At 65.5% G+C, this 19,748-nt stretch carries 16 protein-coding genes and 2 tRNA genes; 6 read left to right on the top strand and 12 right to left on the bottom strand.

Annotation, left to right across the window (positions count from 1 at the left end):
• Nucleotides 1-72 precede the first annotated feature (72 nt).
• The 4 genes from KO538_RS23610 (at nucleotide 73) to KO538_RS23595 (ending at nucleotide 4,082) form a co-directional block, all read left to right on the top strand.
• Nucleotides 73-1,314, top strand: coding sequence for an MFS transporter (locus tag KO538_RS23610; protein WP_072454775.1), 1,242 nt, complete (start codon nucleotides 73-75; stop codon nucleotides 1,312-1,314).
• 238 nt (nucleotides 1,315-1,552) lie between these two features.
• Nucleotides 1,553-2,935, top strand: a complete 1,383-nt coding sequence (cysS, locus tag KO538_RS23605) for a cysteine--tRNA ligase (protein ID WP_219329823.1) — start codon at nucleotides 1,553-1,555, stop codon at nucleotides 2,933-2,935.
• Nucleotides 2,936-2,977: 42 nt separating this feature from the next.
• Nucleotides 2,978-3,547 (top strand): hypothetical protein, encoded by a 570-nt coding sequence (locus KO538_RS23600; RefSeq protein WP_219329822.1) that lies wholly within the window; start codon nucleotides 2,978-2,980, stop codon nucleotides 3,545-3,547.
• A complete protein-coding gene (locus KO538_RS23595; RefSeq protein ID WP_051991948.1) occupies nucleotides 3,540-4,082 on the top strand; it encodes a hypothetical protein in 543 nt (180 codons plus the stop codon). The genes KO538_RS23600 and KO538_RS23595 overlap by 8 nt, the downstream gene beginning before the upstream one ends.
• On the opposite strand, the gene dbpA is transcribed toward KO538_RS23595, so the two are convergent.
• The 6 genes from dbpA to KO538_RS23565 all read right to left on the bottom strand — a co-directional run bounded on the left by dbpA (nucleotide 4,069) and on the right by KO538_RS23565 (nucleotide 11,944).
• The gene (dbpA, locus tag KO538_RS23590; RefSeq protein ID WP_219329821.1) at nucleotides 4,069-5,493 is read right to left on the bottom strand and encodes an ATP-dependent RNA helicase DbpA; all 1,425 of its coding nucleotides are present in this window, start codon (nucleotides 5,491-5,493) and stop codon (nucleotides 4,069-4,071) included. The two genes, KO538_RS23595 and dbpA, sit on opposite strands and share 14 nt — an antisense overlap.
• Nucleotides 5,494-5,603: 110 nt before the next feature.
• Nucleotides 5,604-5,840 carry a hypothetical protein gene (locus KO538_RS23585; RefSeq protein ID WP_219329820.1) on the bottom strand — a complete coding sequence of 79 codons (237 nt, stop codon included), beginning with the start codon at nucleotides 5,838-5,840 and terminating at the stop codon, nucleotides 5,604-5,606.
• 205 nt (nucleotides 5,841-6,045) lie between these two features.
• Nucleotides 6,046-7,710: an acid phosphatase gene (locus tag KO538_RS23580; RefSeq protein WP_219329819.1), complete on the bottom strand. Its 1,665-nt coding sequence runs from the start codon at nucleotides 7,708-7,710 to the stop codon at nucleotides 6,046-6,048.
• A 105-nt stretch (nucleotides 7,711-7,815) separates the two neighbouring features.
• A complete protein-coding gene (locus KO538_RS23575; protein WP_219329818.1) occupies nucleotides 7,816-10,311 on the bottom strand; it encodes a TonB-dependent receptor in 2,496 nt (831 codons plus the stop codon).
• A 102-nt stretch (nucleotides 10,312-10,413) separates the two neighbouring features.
• Nucleotides 10,414-11,424 (bottom strand): FecR domain-containing protein, encoded by a 1,011-nt coding sequence (locus KO538_RS23570; RefSeq protein ID WP_219329817.1) that lies wholly within the window; start codon nucleotides 11,422-11,424, stop codon nucleotides 10,414-10,416.
• 1 nt (nucleotide 11,425) lies between these two features.
• Nucleotides 11,426-11,944 carry a sigma-70 family RNA polymerase sigma factor gene (locus tag KO538_RS23565; protein WP_219329816.1) on the bottom strand — a complete coding sequence of 173 codons (519 nt, stop codon included), beginning with the start codon at nucleotides 11,942-11,944 and terminating at the stop codon, nucleotides 11,426-11,428.
• A 228-nt stretch (nucleotides 11,945-12,172) separates the two neighbouring features.
• Here KO538_RS23565 and KO538_RS23560 point away from each other — a divergent pair, with 228 nt between their 5' ends.
• Nucleotides 12,173-12,841: a hypothetical protein gene (locus tag KO538_RS23560; protein ID WP_219329815.1), complete on the top strand. Its 669-nt coding sequence runs from the start codon at nucleotides 12,173-12,175 to the stop codon at nucleotides 12,839-12,841.
• Between the two features lie 68 nt (nucleotides 12,842-12,909).
• On the opposite strand, the gene KO538_RS23555 is transcribed toward KO538_RS23560, so the two are convergent.
• The 5 genes from KO538_RS23555 to KO538_RS23535 all read right to left on the bottom strand — a co-directional run bounded on the left by KO538_RS23555 (nucleotide 12,910) and on the right by KO538_RS23535 (nucleotide 15,630).
• A tRNA-Met gene (locus KO538_RS23555) sits at nucleotides 12,910-12,986 on the bottom strand.
• Between the two features lie 145 nt (nucleotides 12,987-13,131).
• Nucleotides 13,132-13,208, bottom strand: a tRNA-Met gene (locus KO538_RS23550).
• A gap of 56 nt (nucleotides 13,209-13,264) precedes the next feature.
• Nucleotides 13,265-14,476: a class I SAM-dependent methyltransferase gene (locus tag KO538_RS23545; RefSeq protein ID WP_257620536.1), complete on the bottom strand. Its 1,212-nt coding sequence runs from the start codon at nucleotides 14,474-14,476 to the stop codon at nucleotides 13,265-13,267.
• Between the two features lie 25 nt (nucleotides 14,477-14,501).
• Nucleotides 14,502-15,359: a hypothetical protein gene (locus KO538_RS23540; RefSeq protein WP_219329814.1), complete on the bottom strand. Its 858-nt coding sequence runs from the start codon at nucleotides 15,357-15,359 to the stop codon at nucleotides 14,502-14,504.
• A gap of 61 nt (nucleotides 15,360-15,420) precedes the next feature.
• Nucleotides 15,421-15,630, bottom strand: a complete 210-nt coding sequence (locus KO538_RS23535) for a hypothetical protein (protein ID WP_034755039.1) — start codon at nucleotides 15,628-15,630, stop codon at nucleotides 15,421-15,423.
• Between the two features lie 177 nt (nucleotides 15,631-15,807).
• Here KO538_RS23535 and KO538_RS23530 point away from each other — a divergent pair, with 177 nt between their 5' ends.
• On the top strand, nucleotides 15,808-15,975 hold the full coding sequence (locus KO538_RS23530) for a hypothetical protein (RefSeq protein ID WP_166449232.1): 168 nt from the start codon (nucleotides 15,808-15,810) through the stop codon (nucleotides 15,973-15,975).
• Nucleotides 15,976-15,979: 4 nt separating this feature from the next.
• On the opposite strand, the gene KO538_RS23525 is transcribed toward KO538_RS23530, so the two are convergent.
• Nucleotides 15,980-19,738, bottom strand: coding sequence for an AAA family ATPase (locus KO538_RS23525; protein WP_219329813.1), 3,759 nt, complete (start codon nucleotides 19,736-19,738; stop codon nucleotides 15,980-15,982).
• Between the last annotated feature and the right edge of the window lie 10 nt (nucleotides 19,739-19,748).

Here is a 19,748-nt window from a genome sequence, read left to right as displayed (position 1 = left end):
TCAGTTCAGTGACCATACTATACTGGCTTCTTTGCCGGGCCGCCCGCCGAGCCCGATTATTGCGGATGACACATGCACACAACCACAACTGCTCCAGCATTGGCCAAGTCCGTGCCGGCGGCTCCTTCGCTTCATAGTTCCCAACAACAATCCGGTCTGGCCATGCACATCCTGGGCGCCGTCGCCTTCGTGCATTTGCTCAATGACTTGATCCAGGCATTATTGCCGTCGATTTATCCGATGCTGAAAGCCGAGTTTTCACTCAGTTTTACCCAGGTCGGCCTCATAACCCTGACGTTCCAGTGCACGGCTTCCTTGCTGCAACCCTGGATCGGCTTGTACACGGACCGCCGTCCGCTGCCATTCCTGCTGCCCGTCGGCATGTGCTTTACCCTGGCCGGCGTGCTGATGCTGTCCGTCGTCTCGACCTTTCCCACCTTGCTGATCGCCTCGGGCCTGATCGGCGTCGGTTCCTCGACCTTCCACCCGGAAGCGTCGCGCGTGGCGCGCATGGCCTCGGGCGGGCGCTACGGCTTTGCCCAGTCGCTGTTCCAGGTGGGCGGCAATGTCGGTTCCGCGCTGGGACCGCTGCTGGCGGCCGCCGTCATCGTCAACCGTGGCCACGGCAATATCGCCTGGTTCAGCCTGCTGGCAGTGCTGGCCATCGGCGTGCTGTACAAGGTCAGCCACTGGTATAGCGGCCACCTGGCCAGCTTCAAGCCGAAGGCGGGCGGCCACGGCCCTAATTTGTCGCGCAACAAGGTGATGGGGGCGCTGGGCGTGCTGGCCCTGCTGGTGTTTTCCAAGTACATCTACATGGCCAGCCTGTCGAGCTACTACACGTTCTACCTGATCGACAAATTCCACCTGTCGCTTGGCGATGCCCAGCTGTATTTGTTCCTGTTCCTCGCCGCCGTGGCGGCCGGCACCTTCATGGGCGGCCCCATCGGCGACCGTATCGGCCGCAAGCGCGTGATCTGGATTTCCATCCTGGGCGCCGCGCCATTTACCCTGCTGCTGCCCTACGTCGACCTGTTCTGGACGGCCGTGCTGACGGTGATCATCGGCTTCGTGATTTCATCCGCGTTTTCCGCCATCGTCGTCTTCGCGCAGGAACTGGTGCCGGGCAAGGTGGGCATGATCGCGGGGATTTTCTTTGGCCTGATGTTTGGCGTGTCGGGCATCGCCGCCGCCGCGATGGGCCACCTGGCCGACGTGGCGGGCATCGCCTATGTGTACAAAATCTGCTCCTACCTGCCGCTGCTGGGCATATTGACGGTGCTGCTGCCGCATATCGAACAGGCGAAAAAATAAGCCAGCGCCGCGGGAGGGCTTGACGGCCCGCCCGCGCGCATGCGATATTGCCTCCATGATCTCTTCCATCCTCCCTCCAGTCCTTGCATACCGCGCCGCCGCTGCGCTGTGTCCGTGTACCTGGCTTCGCGAGGATGCGGCCCGGCGCCGTTAAACTTTTTACTCCTCATTCCGATGGCCACAGCGTTGAAAAACCTGTGGCCATTTTCTTTTTCCGCAACGCTTATGAAAGTCCCGCATGACACTTCATTTGTACGACACGTATAGCCGCAGCCTGCGGCCCTTCAAAACCATCGCCCCGGGCGAGGCAGGCCTGTATGCCTGCGGCCCCACTGTCTACGATTACGCGCACATCGGCAACCTGCGCACCTATCTGTTCGTCGACGGCTTGCGCCGCGCGCTCGAATTCAATGGCTTGCAGGTGCGCCACGTGATGAACATCACGGACGTCGGTCATCTGACGTCGGATGCGGACAGCGGCGACGACAAGATCGAGGCGCGCAGCGCCCGCAGCGGCAAGTCGGCCTGGGATATCGCCGCTGAATTTACCCGCGCGTTCGAGGGCGATCTGCAGCAGCTCAATATCCTGCCGCCCACCGTCTGGTGCCGCGCCACGGACCACATCGCGGAGCAGATCGCCTTCATCCTCGACCTGGAAGCGAAAGGCTATACCTACCGCACGGACGACGGGATCTATTTCGACACGACGCGCCAGGACAGCTATGGCAAACTGGCGCGCCTGAACCGCGACGGCCTGCAGGCGGGCAAGCGCGTGGACCTGGGAGAGAAACGCGACATCTGCGATTTCGCGCTGTGGAAGTTCAGCGGCGTGCCGGGACAGCGGCAGATGGAGTGGGACAGCCCGTGGGGCCTGGGTTTCCCGGGCTGGCATATCGAATGCTCGGCCATGGCGGAAAAGCACCTGGGCGCGTACTTCGACATCCATTGCGGCGGCGAAGACCACGTGGCCGTCCACCACAGTAACGAGATCGCGCAAACGGAAGCGCGCCACGGCACGCGCCTGGCCAACTTCTGGCTGCACGGCGCTTTCCTGAAAACACAGGATGCGAAGATGTCGAAATCGTCGGGCGGCTTTTTACGCCTGCAAAGCCTGGTGGAGCAGGGCATCGATCCGCTGGCCTACCGCTACCTGTGCCTGGGCGCCCACTACCGCAGCAGCCTCAATTTCACGGATGAAGCGCTGCGTGCCGCCGCCAGCGGTTTGGCGCGCCTGCGCGTCAGCGTGCATGGCCTTGGCCAGGTGGATAGTGAGGCCGCCCCTGATCCTGCATGGCTGGCGCGCTTTGCGGCGCAGGTCAACGATGACCTGAACTATCCACGCGCCCTGGCCGTGGCCTGGGAACTGCTGAAAAGCAGCCTGCCGGACGCGGTGAAAAAGGCCACCATGGCCCGCTTCGATGCGGCCCTGGGGCTCGATCTGCTGGCCTGGCAGCCGGCGCAGGTAGATGTGCCGCAGCCCGTGCAGGCGTGGATGGCGGAACGGGCCATCGCCCGCGCGCAGCGCCAGTGGGCCGAGGCGGACCGCTTGCGCGCACTGGCGCGCGCGGCCGGCTATGACATCGACGATACGCCGCAGGGGCAACAGGCGCGGCCTTTGTGAAGATGTCCGGCATAATGGCCGCCTGATGACACTGGAGATGCCGTGAAGCGCCGTTTGCTGCTATTGAGTTGTTGCCTTGCTTTTTCTGCCGCCCGGGCGGCCAGCGAATGCCCGGGCTTTCCCGCGCTGGCCACTTCCAGCGAGACGCTGCTGGCGCAAGTGCGCGCGCTGCCGCCCGTCGGCATCGACCGCGAACGGCAGGCGTGCGCGCCGGCGACCGTCATCGATTTTGCCTACAGCGGCGGGGTGCTGTGCAGTTTTGGCAGTGAAGTGGAGGCGGCGACATCCGCCGTCACGCGCCTGGCCGATGGCGGTGAACTGGTCGAATACCTGTATCTGTTCCCGTATGCGCCGGCCACCCATGCGCGCTTGCTGGCGCTGCTGTCGGCGCGTTTTACACCTGTCGACAGGGCGGCCTGGCCCGCCTTCCTGCAGGGGGCCAGGCCGAGCAAGGAAACCACGGCTCTGTTCACGCATGGCGGCTTTTATATCTCGCTGGGCAAGCCCACCGAAGGCGATCCTGCTGAATGGTATTCGAATGTGATCTTTGAAAAGGTGGACCAGCCTGCGCTGGGCGTGCGCAAGGTCTGCAAGGAAGCTCGCGATGGCTGAAGCGGACGCTTTTCCGGCCGCACTGGCAGGCACTGTGGCGCAGCTGTTGCCTGCGCTGGGCAGTAACCACGCACACCCGCCATTTGCCGTGCGCCAGGATGGCGAGACTTTGCTGATCCCGACGCGCACGTATTACGATAGCGAGCGGCTGCTGGCTTGTACGCGGCTGCCCGGCGACGCGGGCGTGATCGCCCTGTGCCTGGGCGCGCGCCACCACGACGGCCATGTGCGCGAAGCGTGTGCAAGGCAGCTGTTGCTGCAGGAGCGTGCGTGGACGGTGCCGTTCGTCGTGCACCTGTGCGGTGAATACGTGCTGGAGATTGTCGAGATAATTGGCGCGGCACTGCCGGCCTGGAATACGCAGGCGCTGGCGCGCTACCTGCGGGAGAACCCCGCCTATGTGGACACGCTGGAGCGGCGCACGATCAGTTACTGGAGCTGCTACTACCGCCGGCGCCATCCCGCGTGGGATAGCTACCCGGGACGCAGGACCATGGCGGCCCTGCGTGCATTGCAGCAGCTTACGCCTCGATAAAGCGCATCTTGAAGCTGCGGCCCTTGATATTGCCGAAGTCGCGGCCCAGGGAGTTACCGGCGTTGAGGCGCTTGAAGGCCGCTTCGGCCACCTTGCGGTCCAGCGCCACGTAGGTCATGAACTCGAACACGTTGATCTTGCCCACCTGCTCCTTGGTGAGGCCCGCGTCGCCCGTCAGCGCGCCCAGCAAGTCGCCCGGGCGCAGCTTGTCCTTCTTGCCGCCCATGATGCACAGGGTGACCATGGGCGCCGGCAGTGCCTCCATGCCGTCATCTTCCGCCAGTTCCTTCAGGTCGTGCCATTCGGCAGCGCTGTTCTGGTATTGCTCGATCAGCTTGACCCATTTTTTCTCGTTCGGCGCGCACAGCGACAGGGCCAGGCCCTTCTTGCTGCCGCGGCCCGTGCGGCCGATGCGGTGGATGTGCACTTCCGTGTCCTTCGACACGTCGACGTTGATCACGGCGCCCAAGTCGGAAATATCGAGGCCGCGCGCGGCCACGTCGGTGGCCACCAGCACGGAGCAGCTGCGGTTGGCGAACAGCACGAGGATTTCATCGCGCTCGCGCTGTTCCAGCTCGCCGTACAGGGCCAGCGCGGAAAAGCCTTGCTGGCGCAGTTCGTCGGCCAGTTCGCGGCAATGCACCTTGGTGTTGCAGAAGGCCAGCGTGGATTCCGGCTTGAAGTGTTTGAGCAGTTTGCCGACGGCGCCATTGCGCTCGTCAAAGCCGATTTCATAGAAGCGCTGCTCGATCTTGTCGTTGTCGTGCTGCGCCTCGACCGTCACTTCCAGCGGATTGACGAGGAACGACGCCGTGGCGCGGCGGATGTCTTCCGGGTACGTGGCCGAGAACAGCAGGGTCTGGCGGCGTACGGGGCAGGCGCTGACGATGCCGGCGATTTCTTCGTAAAAGCCCATGTCCGTCATGCGGTCCGCTTCATCGAGCACCAAGGTTTGCACGTGATTCAGGTTGATGGTGCCGCGGCCCAGGTGGTCGCGCAAACGGCCCGGCGTGCCGACGACGATGTGCGCGCCGTGTTCCAGCGAAGCGATTTGCGGGCGCATCGGCGCGCCGCCCGTCAGGGTCAGGATCTTGATGTTGCCAGCCGCGCGGGCCAGGCGGCGCAGTTCATTGGCCACCTGGTCGGCCAGTTCGCGGGTGGGGCACAGCACGAGGCCCTGCACGGCAAACCAGGCCGGATTGAGCTTGTGCAGGATGCCGATGCCGAAGGCGGCCGTCTTGCCGCTGCCCGTTTTCGCCTGGGCGATCAGGTCGCGGCCATCGAGTACGGCCGGCAGGCTTTGCGCCTGGATGGTCGTCATCTCGTGGTAGCCGAGCGAATCCAGGTTGGCCAGGAAGGCGGGCGTCAGCGGCAGGCTGGAAAAAGAAGTGGTGGCGGATGTGGTGTTCATAAGGGCGGAGCCGGTAAAAAGCGGGTGGATGGGCACAGTCTACAGGCGTTATACGCCCTTGTGCGGATGGTTGTGGAAGCTGGCGGCAAACGGCCGCCGGCGTTGGGGTACTAGTTGTCGGGCGCCCAGATGGGCAAGCCGGTCAGATCGAGGCCGGCGTCGCGCGTCCATACGGGCAAGCCCGTGGCGTCGGTCGGCTCCAGCAATTCGAGCTGCACCTGCTTCAAAGCCATCTTGCGCGCGCGCGTGCGGCGTTGCGGTTCCGGCGCCGGCTCAGGCGCCTCGTGCGCTGGCGGCGGGCCGAAACCGGGCAAGTCGATGGTGGCGTTGTCTTTTTTATCTCTCATTTGCTAACCTCTTTCCCTGGCTTGCGAAAGCCAGGGGGCGGGCAAGGTGCTGCTCGCCTATGTCTATACGCTTTAACTTCATCCACAAAACAAAAGCCCGGCTACTGGAGTCGGGCTCATTGTTGGAACAACCGTCAGGAATACCTGTCCTGCGGATTTAAGTGCGGCACGCAGTGTATCACAGGCGTGCCGCATTGTGGGTGGCTTAGCGGAAGCTCAGAGCGCCCGTCAGGTCGCCCGGCGGCAGCGCGCCGCGCGACGCAAAGGCGTCGTTGCGCACTTTCAGGCCTTCGAGCAGCGGCAGGTCGTGCAGGCGCGTGATCAGGCGCAGGATCGACGTCGTGTCATAAAAACTGTGGTCGACGGCGCCTTTCTTCGCGTACGGCGAGACGACGATGGCGGGAATGCGCGTGCCCGGACCCCAGCGGTCGCCTTTCGGCGGCGCCACGTGGTCCCACCAGCCGCCGTTTTCGTCAAACGTGATCACGACGATCATGTCCTTCCACTGCGGCGATTCCTTCAAATGCTGGATGACGTTGGCCACGTGCTGGTCGCCCGATTCGATATCGGAATAGCCGGCGTGCAGGTTCAGATTGCCCTGCGGCTTATAGAAGGTCACGGCCGGCAGCTTGCCCGCCACGGCGGCGGCGAGGAATTTGTTCGAGATCGGGCTGTCGCCCGTGCCGCCGTCGCGCAGGTGCTCGGCGCGCGCGGCCGTGCCTGGCGCGAACTGCTTGAAGTAGTTCAGCGGCTGGTGGTGGAACTGGAAGTTCGGCTTGCTGCCGCCGCCTTTTTGGTCGAGCGCCGCTTGCCAGCCGCCGCCATACCACGCCCAGCTGACGCCCTTGCGCGACAGCAGGTCACCGATGGTGTCATAGGTTTGCGGCGGCAGGGTGTTCGCGTCGGCCGGGTCGGCATGCAGCGGGTCGCCGTCGAAGGCGGGGCGGATGTAGCTCGGTTGATATGGCGGGGCCATGGTGTTGACGGCATAGCCGTCCGGCGTGAGGGCGCCGTCATTGACGTATTTCGGCTTGCCGTCCAGCGCGGAGGCGGGGCAGTCGGGCGAGATCGCCAGGCGCACGCCTTGCGGGCCGTCGGACAGCACGGCGATCTTTTTCTTCGCCGCCGTTTCGGCCGCGTTGAAGTATTCATTGGCGCGGCCGGTCACCAGGAACTGGTGGTTCATGTAGGAGCCGCCGAAGGCTGCCATGAAGAAGTTGTCGCACAGCGTGTACTGCTCGGCGATTTGCCACAGGTTCAGGTTTTTCGACGTTTCGCCGTAGTGGCCCATCACCAGGCCGCCGCTGTCGGCCCACGCGGCAAAGCCGTCGTTCTTGCCGCCGTTGATCTGCATCTGGTTGTTATAGAAGCGGTGCACGAGGTCGCGCGTGATGATGCTCTCGGGCAGGGGCTTGCCGGCCGCGTCGCTCAATTTGTAGGGCGCGTTGGGCAGGCCGGAAATCTGGTCTTCCTTGATCAGGTAATCGGTGCCGCCGATATTTTGCTGGTTCGGCACGAGGCCGCCCCAGATCTTCGGCAGCGTGGCCAGCGGCTTGCCGTCGCGGTCCAGCTGCTGCGCCTGTTCCGCCGTGACGGCGGACAGGGGCGCGCTGGTGCCGGGGAAATTGGCGAACAGGTTGTTGAAGCTGCGGTTTTCCAGGTAGATCACGACCACGTTCTTGACGTGCGCCTTGAGTTTCGCGTCGAGCGAACCCTTGGCGATGGTCTTTTTGGCGGGCGCGGCGTCGGCCAGCGCCGGCAGGCTGGCGGCCAGGCCGACTGCGGAAGCAGCCTGGAAAATGCGCCGGCGCGAGGGATTGGCGGGTTGGTCGGCCGGATCGGCTGGCAGGGCGGGGGCGAGGTCCTTCACACATTCTCCTTGGGTGTCTCTATGGGCACGGGCGTTGGCGGCAATGGCCGGCAACGCCCGTGAAGCGGGAAAATTGTATCACCGGCCCTGCGCCGGTGTGAAATGCTAGAACTGGTAACGCACGCTCAGCGCCACCTTGCGCGCCGGACCATACATGCCCGAGTACCACCAGTCCGACACGGAAGCCGTGTATTTTTTGTCGAACAGATTGGCCACGTTGACGGTGGCAGACAGCTTGTCGTTGACGTCGTAGCGCGCCATCAGGCTGGCCACCGAGTACGCCTTCTGTTCCCAGTGCATGGTGCTGTTGATCTGCCACGCGTCGATGTCCGAATACACGCGGCTTTGCCAGTTCACGCCGCCGCCGATGGTCAGGCGATTGAGGTCGCCGGGCAGGCGGTAGGTCGTCCACAGTTTCACCAGGTGGCGCGGGAAGGTGGTCAGGATGGCCTTGCCGGCATTGTTTTCCGTCTGGCTGTACGACCACGATGCCGAAATATTCCAGTCCGGCGTGATGGCGCCCGTCGCTTCCACGTCCACGCCCTGGGTCTTGGCGCCCTTGATGGCGCGGTTGGCAGGATTGTTCGTGCCAGGCACGGTGTAGCCGGGGTCCGATTCGGACAGATTGCTCTGGCGGATCTGGTACAGCGCGGCAGAGGTGTTCAGGCGGCCATCGAGCCAGCCGCTCTTGATGCCCGCTTCAAAGGTCTTGCCTTCGCGCGGCGCCAGCAGCTTGCCGTAGCGGTCTTGCGATGCTTGCGGCTGGTAGATGGTGGAGTAGCTGGCGTAGGCGCTGTGCGTGCCGTCGATATCGAATACGAGGCCGCCATACGGCGTGAAGACACGGCTCTCCGAGGCGGGGGACGCGCTGTAAAAATTCACGGACGGCGCGTCCGAGATGTAGTTCTCGCTGTAGCGCAGCACCTTGGCGCCAGCGATCAGTTTCAGGCGTTCGGAGAGGTTGAAGCGGCTGGCCGCGTAGGCGCTGGCCTGGCGGCGCGTGCTGTCGTAGATGACGGTGGTACCGCCAAACACGGGCGTTGCCGTGCGATTCCAGCGGTACAGGTTGACGGGCGTGTTTTCGACGCCTCTGTCGAAACGGCCATCGGTCGTGCTTTGAAATTCGCTGTAGTCCATGCCCAGCACCAGCTCGTGCTGGCGGCCGAACGCGCTGAACGGCCCGCGCACATTGACGTCCACGCTGTTGACCTGAAGCTGGTAGTCGCGGTAGTCGGCGTTCAAGCTCAGGCCATCGCCCGTGGCCTGGTCGGGAAAGCCGCCACTCACGCTCAGGTAGACGGCGCGTTCTTCCTGCGACGATTGCACGCGGTTGGCCGAGATTTTCAGCTTCCAGTCGTTCGTCAGCGCGTGTTCCAGAGTGACGAAGAGGTCGGTCGAATTGGTGTCGAAGCGGTTCGACTTGGCGGCCGGGCTGAAAGAGCGCGGCAGGTCCGTCATGGCGCCATTGCTGTAGAACAGGGGGAAGCCCAGGTAGGACAAGGATCCGTTCGAGCGCTTGCGCTGGTGCGTGACGCCGGCCGTCAGCTTCGTGTCGCGTGACAGATCCGCTTCGACCACGCCGTAGACCACTTTCTTGTTGCGGCTGTAGCCGTCGATGATGCTGTCGCCTTCTTCGTACACCGTCACCAGGCGGCCGCGCACGGTGCCAGTCTCGTTCAGCGGACCCGAGACGTCGGCCATGGCGCGCCGCTCATCGTAGGAAGCCAGCTCGCCCTCGACGGAGGCCTGGAACTGCGCCGTCGGCTTCTTGCGCACCATGTTGATGGCGCCCGAGGCGTCGCCCGCGCCCGTCATCAGGCCCGAGGCGCCGCGCAGCACTTCGATGCGGTCGTACAGCGCCATGTCGGCCAGGCTTTGCGACGGTATCGCATTGAGGCCCAGGTTTTCCGAATGCGTGCTGACGCCATCGAGCTGGTAATTGGTGATCGAATAGCCGCGTGAAGTAAAGCCCGTGCGTTCGCTGCCCAGCGAGAACAGCGTGATGCCCGGCGTCTGTGCCATCACTTGCGCGATCGTGTTCAAACCCTGGTCCTGCATGCGCTGCTGCGTGATGACGCTGACCGACTGCGGCGTTTCCCTGACCGACAGACCCAGCGGCGTGGCCGTGGCGATCGGCAGGGTGGAGACATACGCGCCCGAGCCTTCCGTCGCATCCTGCTGCGCCTTGACCGATACTTCCGGCATCATCGCCATCGCTTCGCCACCCGCCGCCGCATCGGCCGGGCGCAGCACATAGCTGCCGTTGGCGCTGCGCTCGGCCTTCAGGCCCGTGCCGCGTAGCACGCCGTTCAGGGCGGCCAGCACGTCGTGGCGGCCGCTCAAGCCGGCCGAGGTCTTGCCGCGCGTCTGCTCCGGCGTGAAGCTGAGGATGACACGCGACTGGCTGGCGACCTGGCGCAGCGCCGTGGCCAGGTCGCCGGCCGGCACTTGGAAGTCGAGGCTGGCCGCAGCGGCGGCCGCGCTTTCCTGCGCCAGGGCTGGCGTCTGGACGTTCAGCAGCAGGGCCGAACCGATGAAGACGAGCTCGATGGCATACGCCATGGGTTTGATACGCGGCTTGGAATGAATGGCAGGAGACATGGTTACCTTGTGGTGTAGTCGTCAAAAAAGAACGTTGCCTACACAGGTCACGCGAGAATCGGAAGCGGGTACTTTTTTTTGCGCCGGCGTCAAGATATATTTTCAGCGCGGCTGGCGCGCCTCGACCTGCACCCAGTAGCGCGTGCGCAGGCGCACGTCCACGGGCAGGGAGTCGGGCAGCGACAGCAGCACGGCATCCAGGTCGGCCAGCGGGAAGACGCCGGAGATGCGCAGGCCGGCGACGGCGTCGTCGCAGCCCAGCAAGCCGTGGCGGTAACGGCTCAGTTCATGCAGGAAGTCGCGCAGCGGCATGGCGTCGGCCAGCAACAAGCCCTGGCGCCAGGCCCAGATGTCGGGCGAGACGGCGTGCGCGGGCAAGGTAGTCTGCGCCGTCATGCCGCCGCCCTGGCCCGCGCGGAGCACGGGGCTGGCGTTGCCATGGCGCGGCATCAGCCGCACGGCGCCTTCCTCGACGGCGACCAGGGTGCTGCCGTTCGCCTGGCGCACCGAGTAGCGCGTGCCCAGCGCCTGCGCGTGGCCTTGCGCCGTTTCGACGAGGAAGGGGCGGTAGGGCATGCCCGTTTCGCGGGCCGTGGCGATGAACACTTCGCCCTGCACCAGTTGCAGCAGGCGCTGCGTGCCCGTGTAGCGGATGTTGACGGCGCTGCCGCTGTTCAGGTGCAAACGGCTGCCGTCGGGCAGGGTCAGTTCGCGGCGTTCGCCCACGCCGGTCGACAGGTCGGCCAGCGCGGCGCGGGCCATGTCGGGCGCATATTCGGAGCGCGCGCCGAACCAGCCCGTGAGGCCGATGGCCGATACCCACGCCAGCAACTGCAGGCTGCGGCGGCGCGAGATGGTCGAGGCAGGGCGGGAGCGCTGTGTCAACGCCGTGCGGCTGGCCTGCGCATCGAGTTCGCGCAAGCCGCCGCTGACGCTTTCGATGTGTTTCCACGCCCGTTCATGGTCGGGGTGCGCCTGGCGCCACTGCTGCCAGGCCGTTTTTTCCGCCGGCGTCGTTTCGCCGCTCATCAGGGTGGCCAGCCATTCGGCTGCCTGCATGGCGATGGCCAGGTCGATGGGCTGGCCCTGTGCGTAGACGGTGGCGCCGCGCATGTCAGGAGGCGGCAAAATCGGGCACGGCAAAAAAGCACAGCAGGTTGGCCTTGCTCAGGTATTTTTTGACGGAATGCGTGGTGGTGCCCAGTTCGGCGGCGATCTCGGCGTAGGTCATGCCGTCCAGGTGGGCCAGCAGGAAAGCGGCCCTGGCCTTGGCGGACAGCTGGTCCAGCGCGCGGTCGACCAGCTGCAGCGATTCGAGCACCATGGACATCGCTTCCGGCGACGGCGTGCTCGCTTGCGGCTGGTGCAGCAGGGCGTCGAGGTAAGCCCGTTCGAGTTCTTCGCGCCGGCAGTGGTTGGCCAGCAGGCGCTTGGCGATGGTGGCCAGGAAAGGGCGCGGCTGCGCGATCCCGGCACTGCTGCGCGCAACGAAGATCTTGATGAAGGTATCCTGCGCCAGGTCGCCGGCCAGCCCCGCATCGTGCAGGCGGCGCTTCAGCCAGTGCAGCAGCCAGGAATGGTGCTCGGCATACAGGGCCTGAAAGTCGGACGGAGGGGAAGGGGCGGACAGCATGCGAAGAGGGCGGGATAGCTTAATCTAAATGAGAATTGTTCTCATAATAACGCAGCGGCGCGCGCCAGGCAATCAGGAAAACGCGGCGTTGCTGAAATGCGACTGCGCGCCCGGGCCACGCGCTGTGCCGGATTTGCGCCTGCACACGGTAGATGTAAAAGTTTCCTTAGCGCAAGCTTTCATGTGAGAAAATGCGGCTTGTCGATGTGGTGCGGAGCGGAGCGAAAAATGATGTGGATGGTTGGCGGTGCCCTGATTCTATTGGTCGCCAGATTTTTATGGCTGGCCTATTTTCATCGGGTCAACGCGATGTCGCGCCAGGCGGAATTGATGAACTGGCTCGATATCGGCCGGGTGTCGAACCCCGATGGCGGCAAGGATATTCTGTTGGCCAGAAACGAGCGCGGCGCCCGGATCGACTGGCGCACGGGCGAAGTCTGGCTGATGAACCCCAAGGTGGCCGAGCCGTTTGCCGATTTCCTCGCCGTCGAGCGCTGGCTGACGATGCGCGACATACCGGCGGCGGGCAAGCCGGCCGCAGCCACGCCTGCGCCAGTGGAACCGGAACCGGAAGCGGCGCCTGAGCCCGGCCCCGTGCGCGACACCTTGCCGGCCTTCCAGCAAAAAGTCGATGCCTGCCTGGCCAAGGCCGAAGGCGGCCAGGAATTGCTGGAAACCAAGCAGGCGTTCGAGGCGGGCAGCGAGCCCTATCTCGAAGCGTCGACGGAGCTGAGCAAGACGGCGCTCGAGCTCGAAGTGTCGCCAGCCATGGTGGCGACGTTTCATATCAGCGCCTTTGCCGCCCTGGCCGAAACGGCGGGCGCCGACAAGCTGGAAAGAGTGGCGGCCAGCCTGCACGCGGCGGCCAGGCAGATCAGGGCCAGCGTCGCCGTGTAAAAAGCGGGCCTGGCGCGGAATGAAAAAAACCGCTGACTCCCTTGCAGGAATCAGCGGTTTTTATGTATTGGTTGCGGGGACAGGATTTGAACCTGTGACCTTCGGGTTATGAGCCCGACGAGCTGCCAGACTGCTCCACCCCGCAGGCGAATTATAACCGAGTTTGTTGCATTGCGAAAGAGCGGATTGACACGAAGGGCATTTGCTTTGCATGAGGGCGGTAGGCATGCTGCGCCGCAATGGAAAAAGCCGCTGATCCCTTTGCAAGAATCAGCGGCTTTTTATATATCTGGTTGCGGGGACAGGATTTGAACCTGTGACCTTCGGGTTATGAGCCCGACGAGCTGCCAGACTGCTCCACCCCGCAGGCGAATTATAGCGGGGTTTGCTGCAATGCGCAATGGCCGGGTTTCAGACCTTCGATTACGCCGCCGCCAGGCGCCACAGCGAGGTGACTTCCTTAGAACGGGCCGCATGCAGGCTGTCGGTGGCGTCCTGCGCGCGCGGGTGCGTGGGTTTCACGTCCAGGCGGTCGATGACTTTCAAGCCCGCCTGTTCTATCCATTCGAGCAATTGCGCGCGCGGGCGCAAGCCCAGGTGCTCGGCCAGGTCCGACAGGATCAGCCAGCCTTCGCCGTTTGGCTCCAGGTGGTCGGCCAGGCCGGCGAGGAAGCCGCGCAGCATGCGGCTGTCCGGATCGTAGACGGCGTATTCGATCGGCGAGCTGGGGCGGGCCGGCAGCCAGGGCGGATTGCACACGACGAGCGGCGCGCGGCCGGCAGGGAACAGGTCGGCCTGCACCACCTCGACCTTGTCGATCACATCGAGGCGGGCCAGGTTTTCGCGCGCGCAGGACAGGGCGCGCGGGTCCTGGTCGGTGGCGACGATGCGGGCGACGCCGCGCTGCGCCAGCACGGCGGCCAGCACGCCGGTGCCGGTGCCGATGTCGAAGGCCAGGCTGGCGCGCGCGGGCAGCGGCGCTTCCGCCACCAGGCCCACGTATTCGCCGCGGATCGGCGCGAACACGCCGTAGTGCGGATGGATGCGCTGGCCCAGGGCCGGCAGTTCCACGCCCGTGCGGCGCCATTCGTGCGCGCCGATCAGGCCCAGCAGTTCGCGCAAGGAGGCGATAAACGGCTCTTCGCCGCGGCCATACGCTTCATTGCACGCCAGTTTCACGTCCGGCGCGCGGCGCAGCGGGATCGTGTAGTCGGCATCAAAAGGCAGCAGCAGCATGGCCAGGGTGCGGGCGCGTTGCGACTGGGCCTGGCGGTGCAGATGGAACGCTTCCGTGGCGGTCGGTTCCGGCTTGGCCAGCTTGGCGGCCTTGGCCTTCTTGCTTGGCTTGTCGTTCTTGTGGTCGGCGCGGCGCGCCAGTGCCTGCAGCAGTTGGCGCGCGTTCTGGAAGTCGCCGCGCCACAGCATGGCCGTGCCTTCGCAGGCCAGGCGGTAAGCCTGGTCGGCCGTCGTGCGGTCATCGGCGATGACGACGCGCTTGGGCGGCGGCATGCCGCTTTCCGAGCGCCAGCGGGCCGCGTGTTCGGCGCCGTTTTCGCTCCAGTGGATCTGCGGATGAACGGTAGGTGAAGAGGTGTCGGACATGGGATTCAATCGATAGAAGGGGGCGCGCGGCATGGTCGCCTGCGCAGGCCGTCTTCCATTATACGTTGCTGGCCGTGCCGTCTGTGCTGCCGGCGCTGTCCGTCCCATAGGCGAGCGCCAGCGCGCGGGCGCGCGCCTGCTCTTCCGGCGTGGCTTCCACGGCATTCTTGCCGGTGTCGGCCACCGCGTCCGGCTGCACCAGTTTGAGCAAACGCAAGCTCAGGCTGCCCGCCAGGTCGCCATCGTTGCCGCTGACGCTGGCGCCATCGGGCAGGCCCTGATAGAGATTGCTTTGCAATTGCTGGCCCAGCAGCTTGAACAGGTCGTGCAGGTTGCCGGCGAAATGTGTGTCGGGCAACTGTTTGACGGGCAGGGCACCGTCATCGGATGCCGGGGCTTCCGGCGTTTCGCTTTGGGTGTGTTCAAGCACGCCCGCGCTGATATTCGATTGATATTGGACTTCCACTTCAAAGTCGAAGGTCTGGCCGTCGGCCGTCGTGATCTTGCCCTTGCCGATGAAATGCGCGTTTTCATCGAGGCTGAAGGCGGCCGCGCGGCTGCTGCCATTGGGGCCCGAGACGCTGGCGCCGCCGCTGCTGAAACTGGCTCCCGCCTGCAGATCGACGGAATCGAAGGCAACGGTGGCGCCGTCGCCGAACAGCTGGCGCGTCATGTTGCTCAGAAAATCCTGCGCCACGTCGACGGTGGCGTTGCCCAGCGCATCGGTCCGTTGCGAGAGCCCCTTGGCCGACAGGTCCAGGCCATTCTTCGACAGGGCCACGACGTCTTGCGCCGTGCGCTGCATCAGGGGTGAGCCGGCCAGGCCCGTGGCGCCGTTGCCCGTGCGGGACGGCTGCTGGCCAGCCAGCGTATTCGAGGCGGGTTGACGGCTGGCGAGGGCGGGAAGCTGGGACATGGCGGTTTCTCAATGAGCGAAGTACCGTTATTAACGGCGTTCTACGCCCATTCTTTAACCATTAGTGGTGGTGTGACCAGCTACCGTCCGCCGATTCCAGGTAGGACTTGACGGCATCGGCCTGGCCCGTGGCGTGGCGCTTGAGTTCGCCGCATGCGCAAATGCCCTGGTATGGCTGGATATGCGAGCAGGCGGAGACTTTTTGCAGGTAGACCTGCATGGATTTGTGACATTTGACGCACTTGAAGGTGAGGCTGCGGGCGGCTTTCATGGGCTTCCTTGAACTGTTGCGGGGCATACGGGAACATATGCGAAGGGCGGGATTTTACCCCACTCCGCCTGCTGTTACATACTGTTGCAACTGCGCCACGCGGAAGTCAACTGAATCAGGTCTATCACGTTGAGAGAGTACGGAGGCCATCTGGTATCCATTGAACGAGGTAGCACCATGGACAAGCATGACAAGGAGAAGCCTGCACAGCCCGCCAAGGAGCTGGTCAGGAAGTGGCTGAAAGCGGAGCTGGAACAGCGCCGGCCGCCGCCCGACCCCGAGCAGATCCGCCGCGAGCTGGGCTGGGATATGCTCAGGCTGTGCCGGGAGCCGGCCAGCCGTTAGCGACCTAACGTACGGTCACCACGCTCTTGCCGCCGGACCCCGGCTGCACGAGGATGCGGGTGGCGATGCGTTCCGTCATTTCCTGTACGTGCGAGATGACGCCCACCTTGCGGCCCATCGCTTGCAAGCCGTCGAGCGCATCCATGGCCACGCGCAGGGTTTCCGTGTCCAGGCTGCCGAAGCCTTCGTCGATGAACAGCGATTCCACGCGCACGCGGTTCGAGGACAGCGAGGCCAGGCCCAGCGCCAGGGCCAGCGAGACGAGGAACGATTCGCCGCCCGACAGCGAATGCACGGAGCGCAGCTCGCCGCCCATGTCCTGGTCGCGCACCATCAGGCCCAGCGACGGATTGTTCGGGTTGTCGATGCGTTCCAGCTGGTAGCGGCGCGCCAGGTGGTTCAGGTGCGCGTTGGCATAGCCGAGCAGCACCTCCAAGGTGAATTGCTGCGCGTAGTTACGGAATTTCTTGCCGTCGGCCGAGCCGATCAGTTCATTCAGGCTGGCCCAGCGCCGCTCGATGACGGCTTGCGCCTCGATTTGCGCCAGCATCGCTTGCGCGCTGTGGCGCCGGGCGTCGTCCTGCGCGATGGCCAGGCGCAAGCGCGTCGCTTCCTCGTTGGCCGCCTGGCGTTCCTGCAGCAGGGCGTCGAGCGCCGCCTGCAGCGCGGCCACGTCCATTTCCAGCGCTTCGGGCGGCTGCTGCACGTGCGCGGCCAGCTGCTGCCGCCGTTCGGCCAGCACGGAAACGGCTGCCGTGTGGCGGTCGGCGATCACTTGCAGGGCGTCGCGTTCGGCGCGCATGGCGTCCGGCGCGATGGCCAAGTGCGCGCGCAAGCCGGCCATGTCGGCGGGTGCGTGGGCCGGATGGGCATCCTGGAACTGGCGCAGCCAGTCGTGCAGGGCGGCGGCGGCGCCGTGTTCCTGTTCGCGCATGGCGGCCAGGCGCTGTGACAGCTGCGCGCACGCTTCGTCGAGGCGCGTGCGTTGCTGGCTGGCCGACTGCGCCGCCGTTTGCTGCCGCGCCAGCTGTTCTTTGGACTGCGCGATGGCCGCTGCCAGGCTGCGCTCGACCTCGGCCACGCTCTGGCCCTGCCATAGCGCGTTGCGCTGCGCTTGCAGCGCCGTGCGTTGTTTGTCGGCGGCGGCAAAGGCGGCATGGGCTTCCTGCGCCGTGTGCCGCGCCTTGCCGGCGGCCAGCAGCGCCGCTTCCAGTTGCGCGGCCAGGGTCGCCAGTGCGTGGCCGCGCTTGTCCTGGTCCGCCTGCTGTTTCAGCCATTGCCGGCTTTCCGATTCACGCGCCGCGCGGAAGTCGGCCGGGCCGGCGCGCCAGCCCTCTTTCCAGTCCTCGGCGCCGTCGGCGTCGGCAAAGGCGCCATCGAGCTGCGCCAGCAAGGCATCGAGCATGGCGCGCGCCGTCTCGCCCTTGTCTACGCTGGCCGCTTGCTGCGCCTGCAGCTGCGCCAGCCGCGCTTGCGCATCGGCGACGGTGCTGGTGCAGCGTGCGTGCTCGCTGGACGCCAGTTCGTGCGCCGCCTGCGTCTGCTCGCGCCGCGCGCCGGCCTGGCGCAGAGCCGTTTCCTGCTGCGCCAGCGCCTGCAAGCCTGCCGCATTGGCCGCCAGCTGCTGCGTGAACCAGTCCGTGCGCTCGTCTTCCTGCGGCAGCTGCAAGGTATCCGCATGCGGCTGCCACTGTGCGTTCAGGCTATCGATGGCGGGCGGCAGTGCAGATAGTTCTTCCGCCGTTTGCGCCTGTTCGCGCATATGGGCGGCCAGTGCCGCCTTGTGCGTGGCCAGCCTTTCCAGATTGCCGCGCGCCTGCGTGCGGCAGGCCAGCACGTCATCCTGCAAACTGGCCAGCATCGCCTGCAAGGCATCATCGGCGTGGCTGTACGGGTGTTCCAGCGCGCCGCAGACGGGGCAGGGCTGCTCGTTCTGCAAATTGGCCCGCAACTGCTCGACACTGGCCGCGCATGCCGCTTCGGCGCCCTTCAACGATTTTTCCGCCTGCGCCAGGCGAGCCTCCAGCAGCGCCGTTTGCGCCGCTTCCGCCGCCAGTGCCGTGCTTTCCGTTTGCGCGGCCTGCGCCAGCTGGGCCGCCCTCGCTTGCCAGTGCGCCAGCGCCTGCCGCTGGCGTGCCAGTTCGCTCCAGGTTTTTTCCGCGGTGCTCAAGATGCGCGCGTGTGCCTCCAACTGGCCGCGCTGTTCCTGCAGCCCCAGGCCATCGATGGCTTGCACGGCCGCCAGCGCCTCGCGCCGTTCGGCATCGCGCAGCGCCAGCGCGGCAGCGGCGCTGGCCAGCGCTGCTTGTGCCGCCTGTGTGGCGTCAAGGGCCTGGCGCACCTGCCGCGCCGATGCGGCCATGCTGGCGTCGGCCGCATCGGCTTGCGCGGCCGCTTGCCCGGCCTGGGTAAACAATTGATCCCACAACTGCCACGATTGCGCCAGCGCCTGCCACTGCTGGTGCGATGCCAGCCACTGGCTGCCCGCTTCCTGTTCCGCCTGCGCGGTCTGCTGGCGCTGCTGCAGCGTGTGCAGCGCGGCGCGCGCCGCCTCGTTGGCCTGGTCGGCACCTTGCGCCGCTTGCTTTGCCTGCTCATGCGCGGGCAGCTGGGCCAGGATGCCGGCATCGAGCGCCTTGGCCTGGTCGAGCAGGAGCGCCGCATCGCGCTGCGCCGTTTCCTTCGCCAGCAAGGCCGCTGCCGCCAGCTGCACGGCTTGCGCTAGTTGCGCTTCGCTGGCCACGGCCTGCGTCGCCTGCGCGCGCGACGCTTCCAGCGCGGCGCCGGTGCTGGCGATGTCGTTCGCCAGACGCGCCACGTCGTCGATCAGGGGCCGCGCCGGCTGCAGCAATTCCCACTGCGCCAGCGCCGCGCGGCGCTCTTCGGCGGCGGCCCGTTCGGCATCCGCGCCATCGAGCGCCTCTTTCGCCGCCGCCACCTGGGCTTGCAGCTTGTGCGTCTCCTGGTGCCAGCGCTGCTGCAGTTCCAGGACGGCCTTGCGCAAGTCGATGGTGTGCAGGGTGGTGTCGGCCGCGCTGCACAGCGCCTCGGTCTCCGCCCGTTCTTCCGGCGACAAGGGCCGCTGGTCGGCCAGTTTTTCGCCCAGGCGTTCGAGGACCTGCTTTTCCTTTTTCGCCCGCTCGAAGGCGCGCATGGAGATATCGGTATAGATGCTGCTGCCCGTCAGGGTTTCCAGCAACTCTCCCCGTTCATTGTCTTCCGTCTTGAGGAAGGTGGAAAACTCGTTTTGCGCCAGCAGCACGGCGCGCGTAAACTGGTCGAACGACAGGCCGATGCGCTTTTCGATCTCTTCCTTGACTTCCGTCTTGGTGCCGCCGATGGGCTGCAGCGCGGGCAGCTGGTGCAAGCTCATGGCGGTTGCCTGCAGCGCGCCTTCCGCCTTGGTGCGCGAGCGGCGCACGCTCCAGCGCGCGCGGTAGCTTGCGCCATCGTTGCCGACGAAGTCCACTTGCGCGTAACCGTCGGGCGTGCCGCGCCGCAGCAGGGTGCGCGTATCCTGTGCATTGACGGTTTCCTTGCCCACGTCGGGCAGGGCGCTGCCCCGTCCCAGCACTTTCAGCAAACGCGGCGTGGCGTCGTACAGGGCCAGGCACAAGGCGTCGAGCAAGGTGCTCTTGCCCGCGCCCGTGGGGCCGCTGATGGCGAACAGGCCGGAAGACGCCAGCGGCTCCTGCTGGAAGTCGACTTCAAATTCGCCGGCCAGCGAGGCCAGGTTCTTGCCGCTGATTTTCAGTATTTTCATGGTTCTTCAG

It is taken from the genome of Janthinobacterium sp. NKUCC08_JDC, from assembly GCF_019345575.1.
In the GTDB taxonomy this organism is placed as follows: Bacteria; Pseudomonadota; Gammaproteobacteria; order Burkholderiales; family Burkholderiaceae_D; genus Janthinobacterium; species Janthinobacterium aestuarii.
The sequence above is the reverse complement of the archived record's forward strand: the minus strand, read 5'-3'. Positions and strand labels throughout refer to the sequence as shown.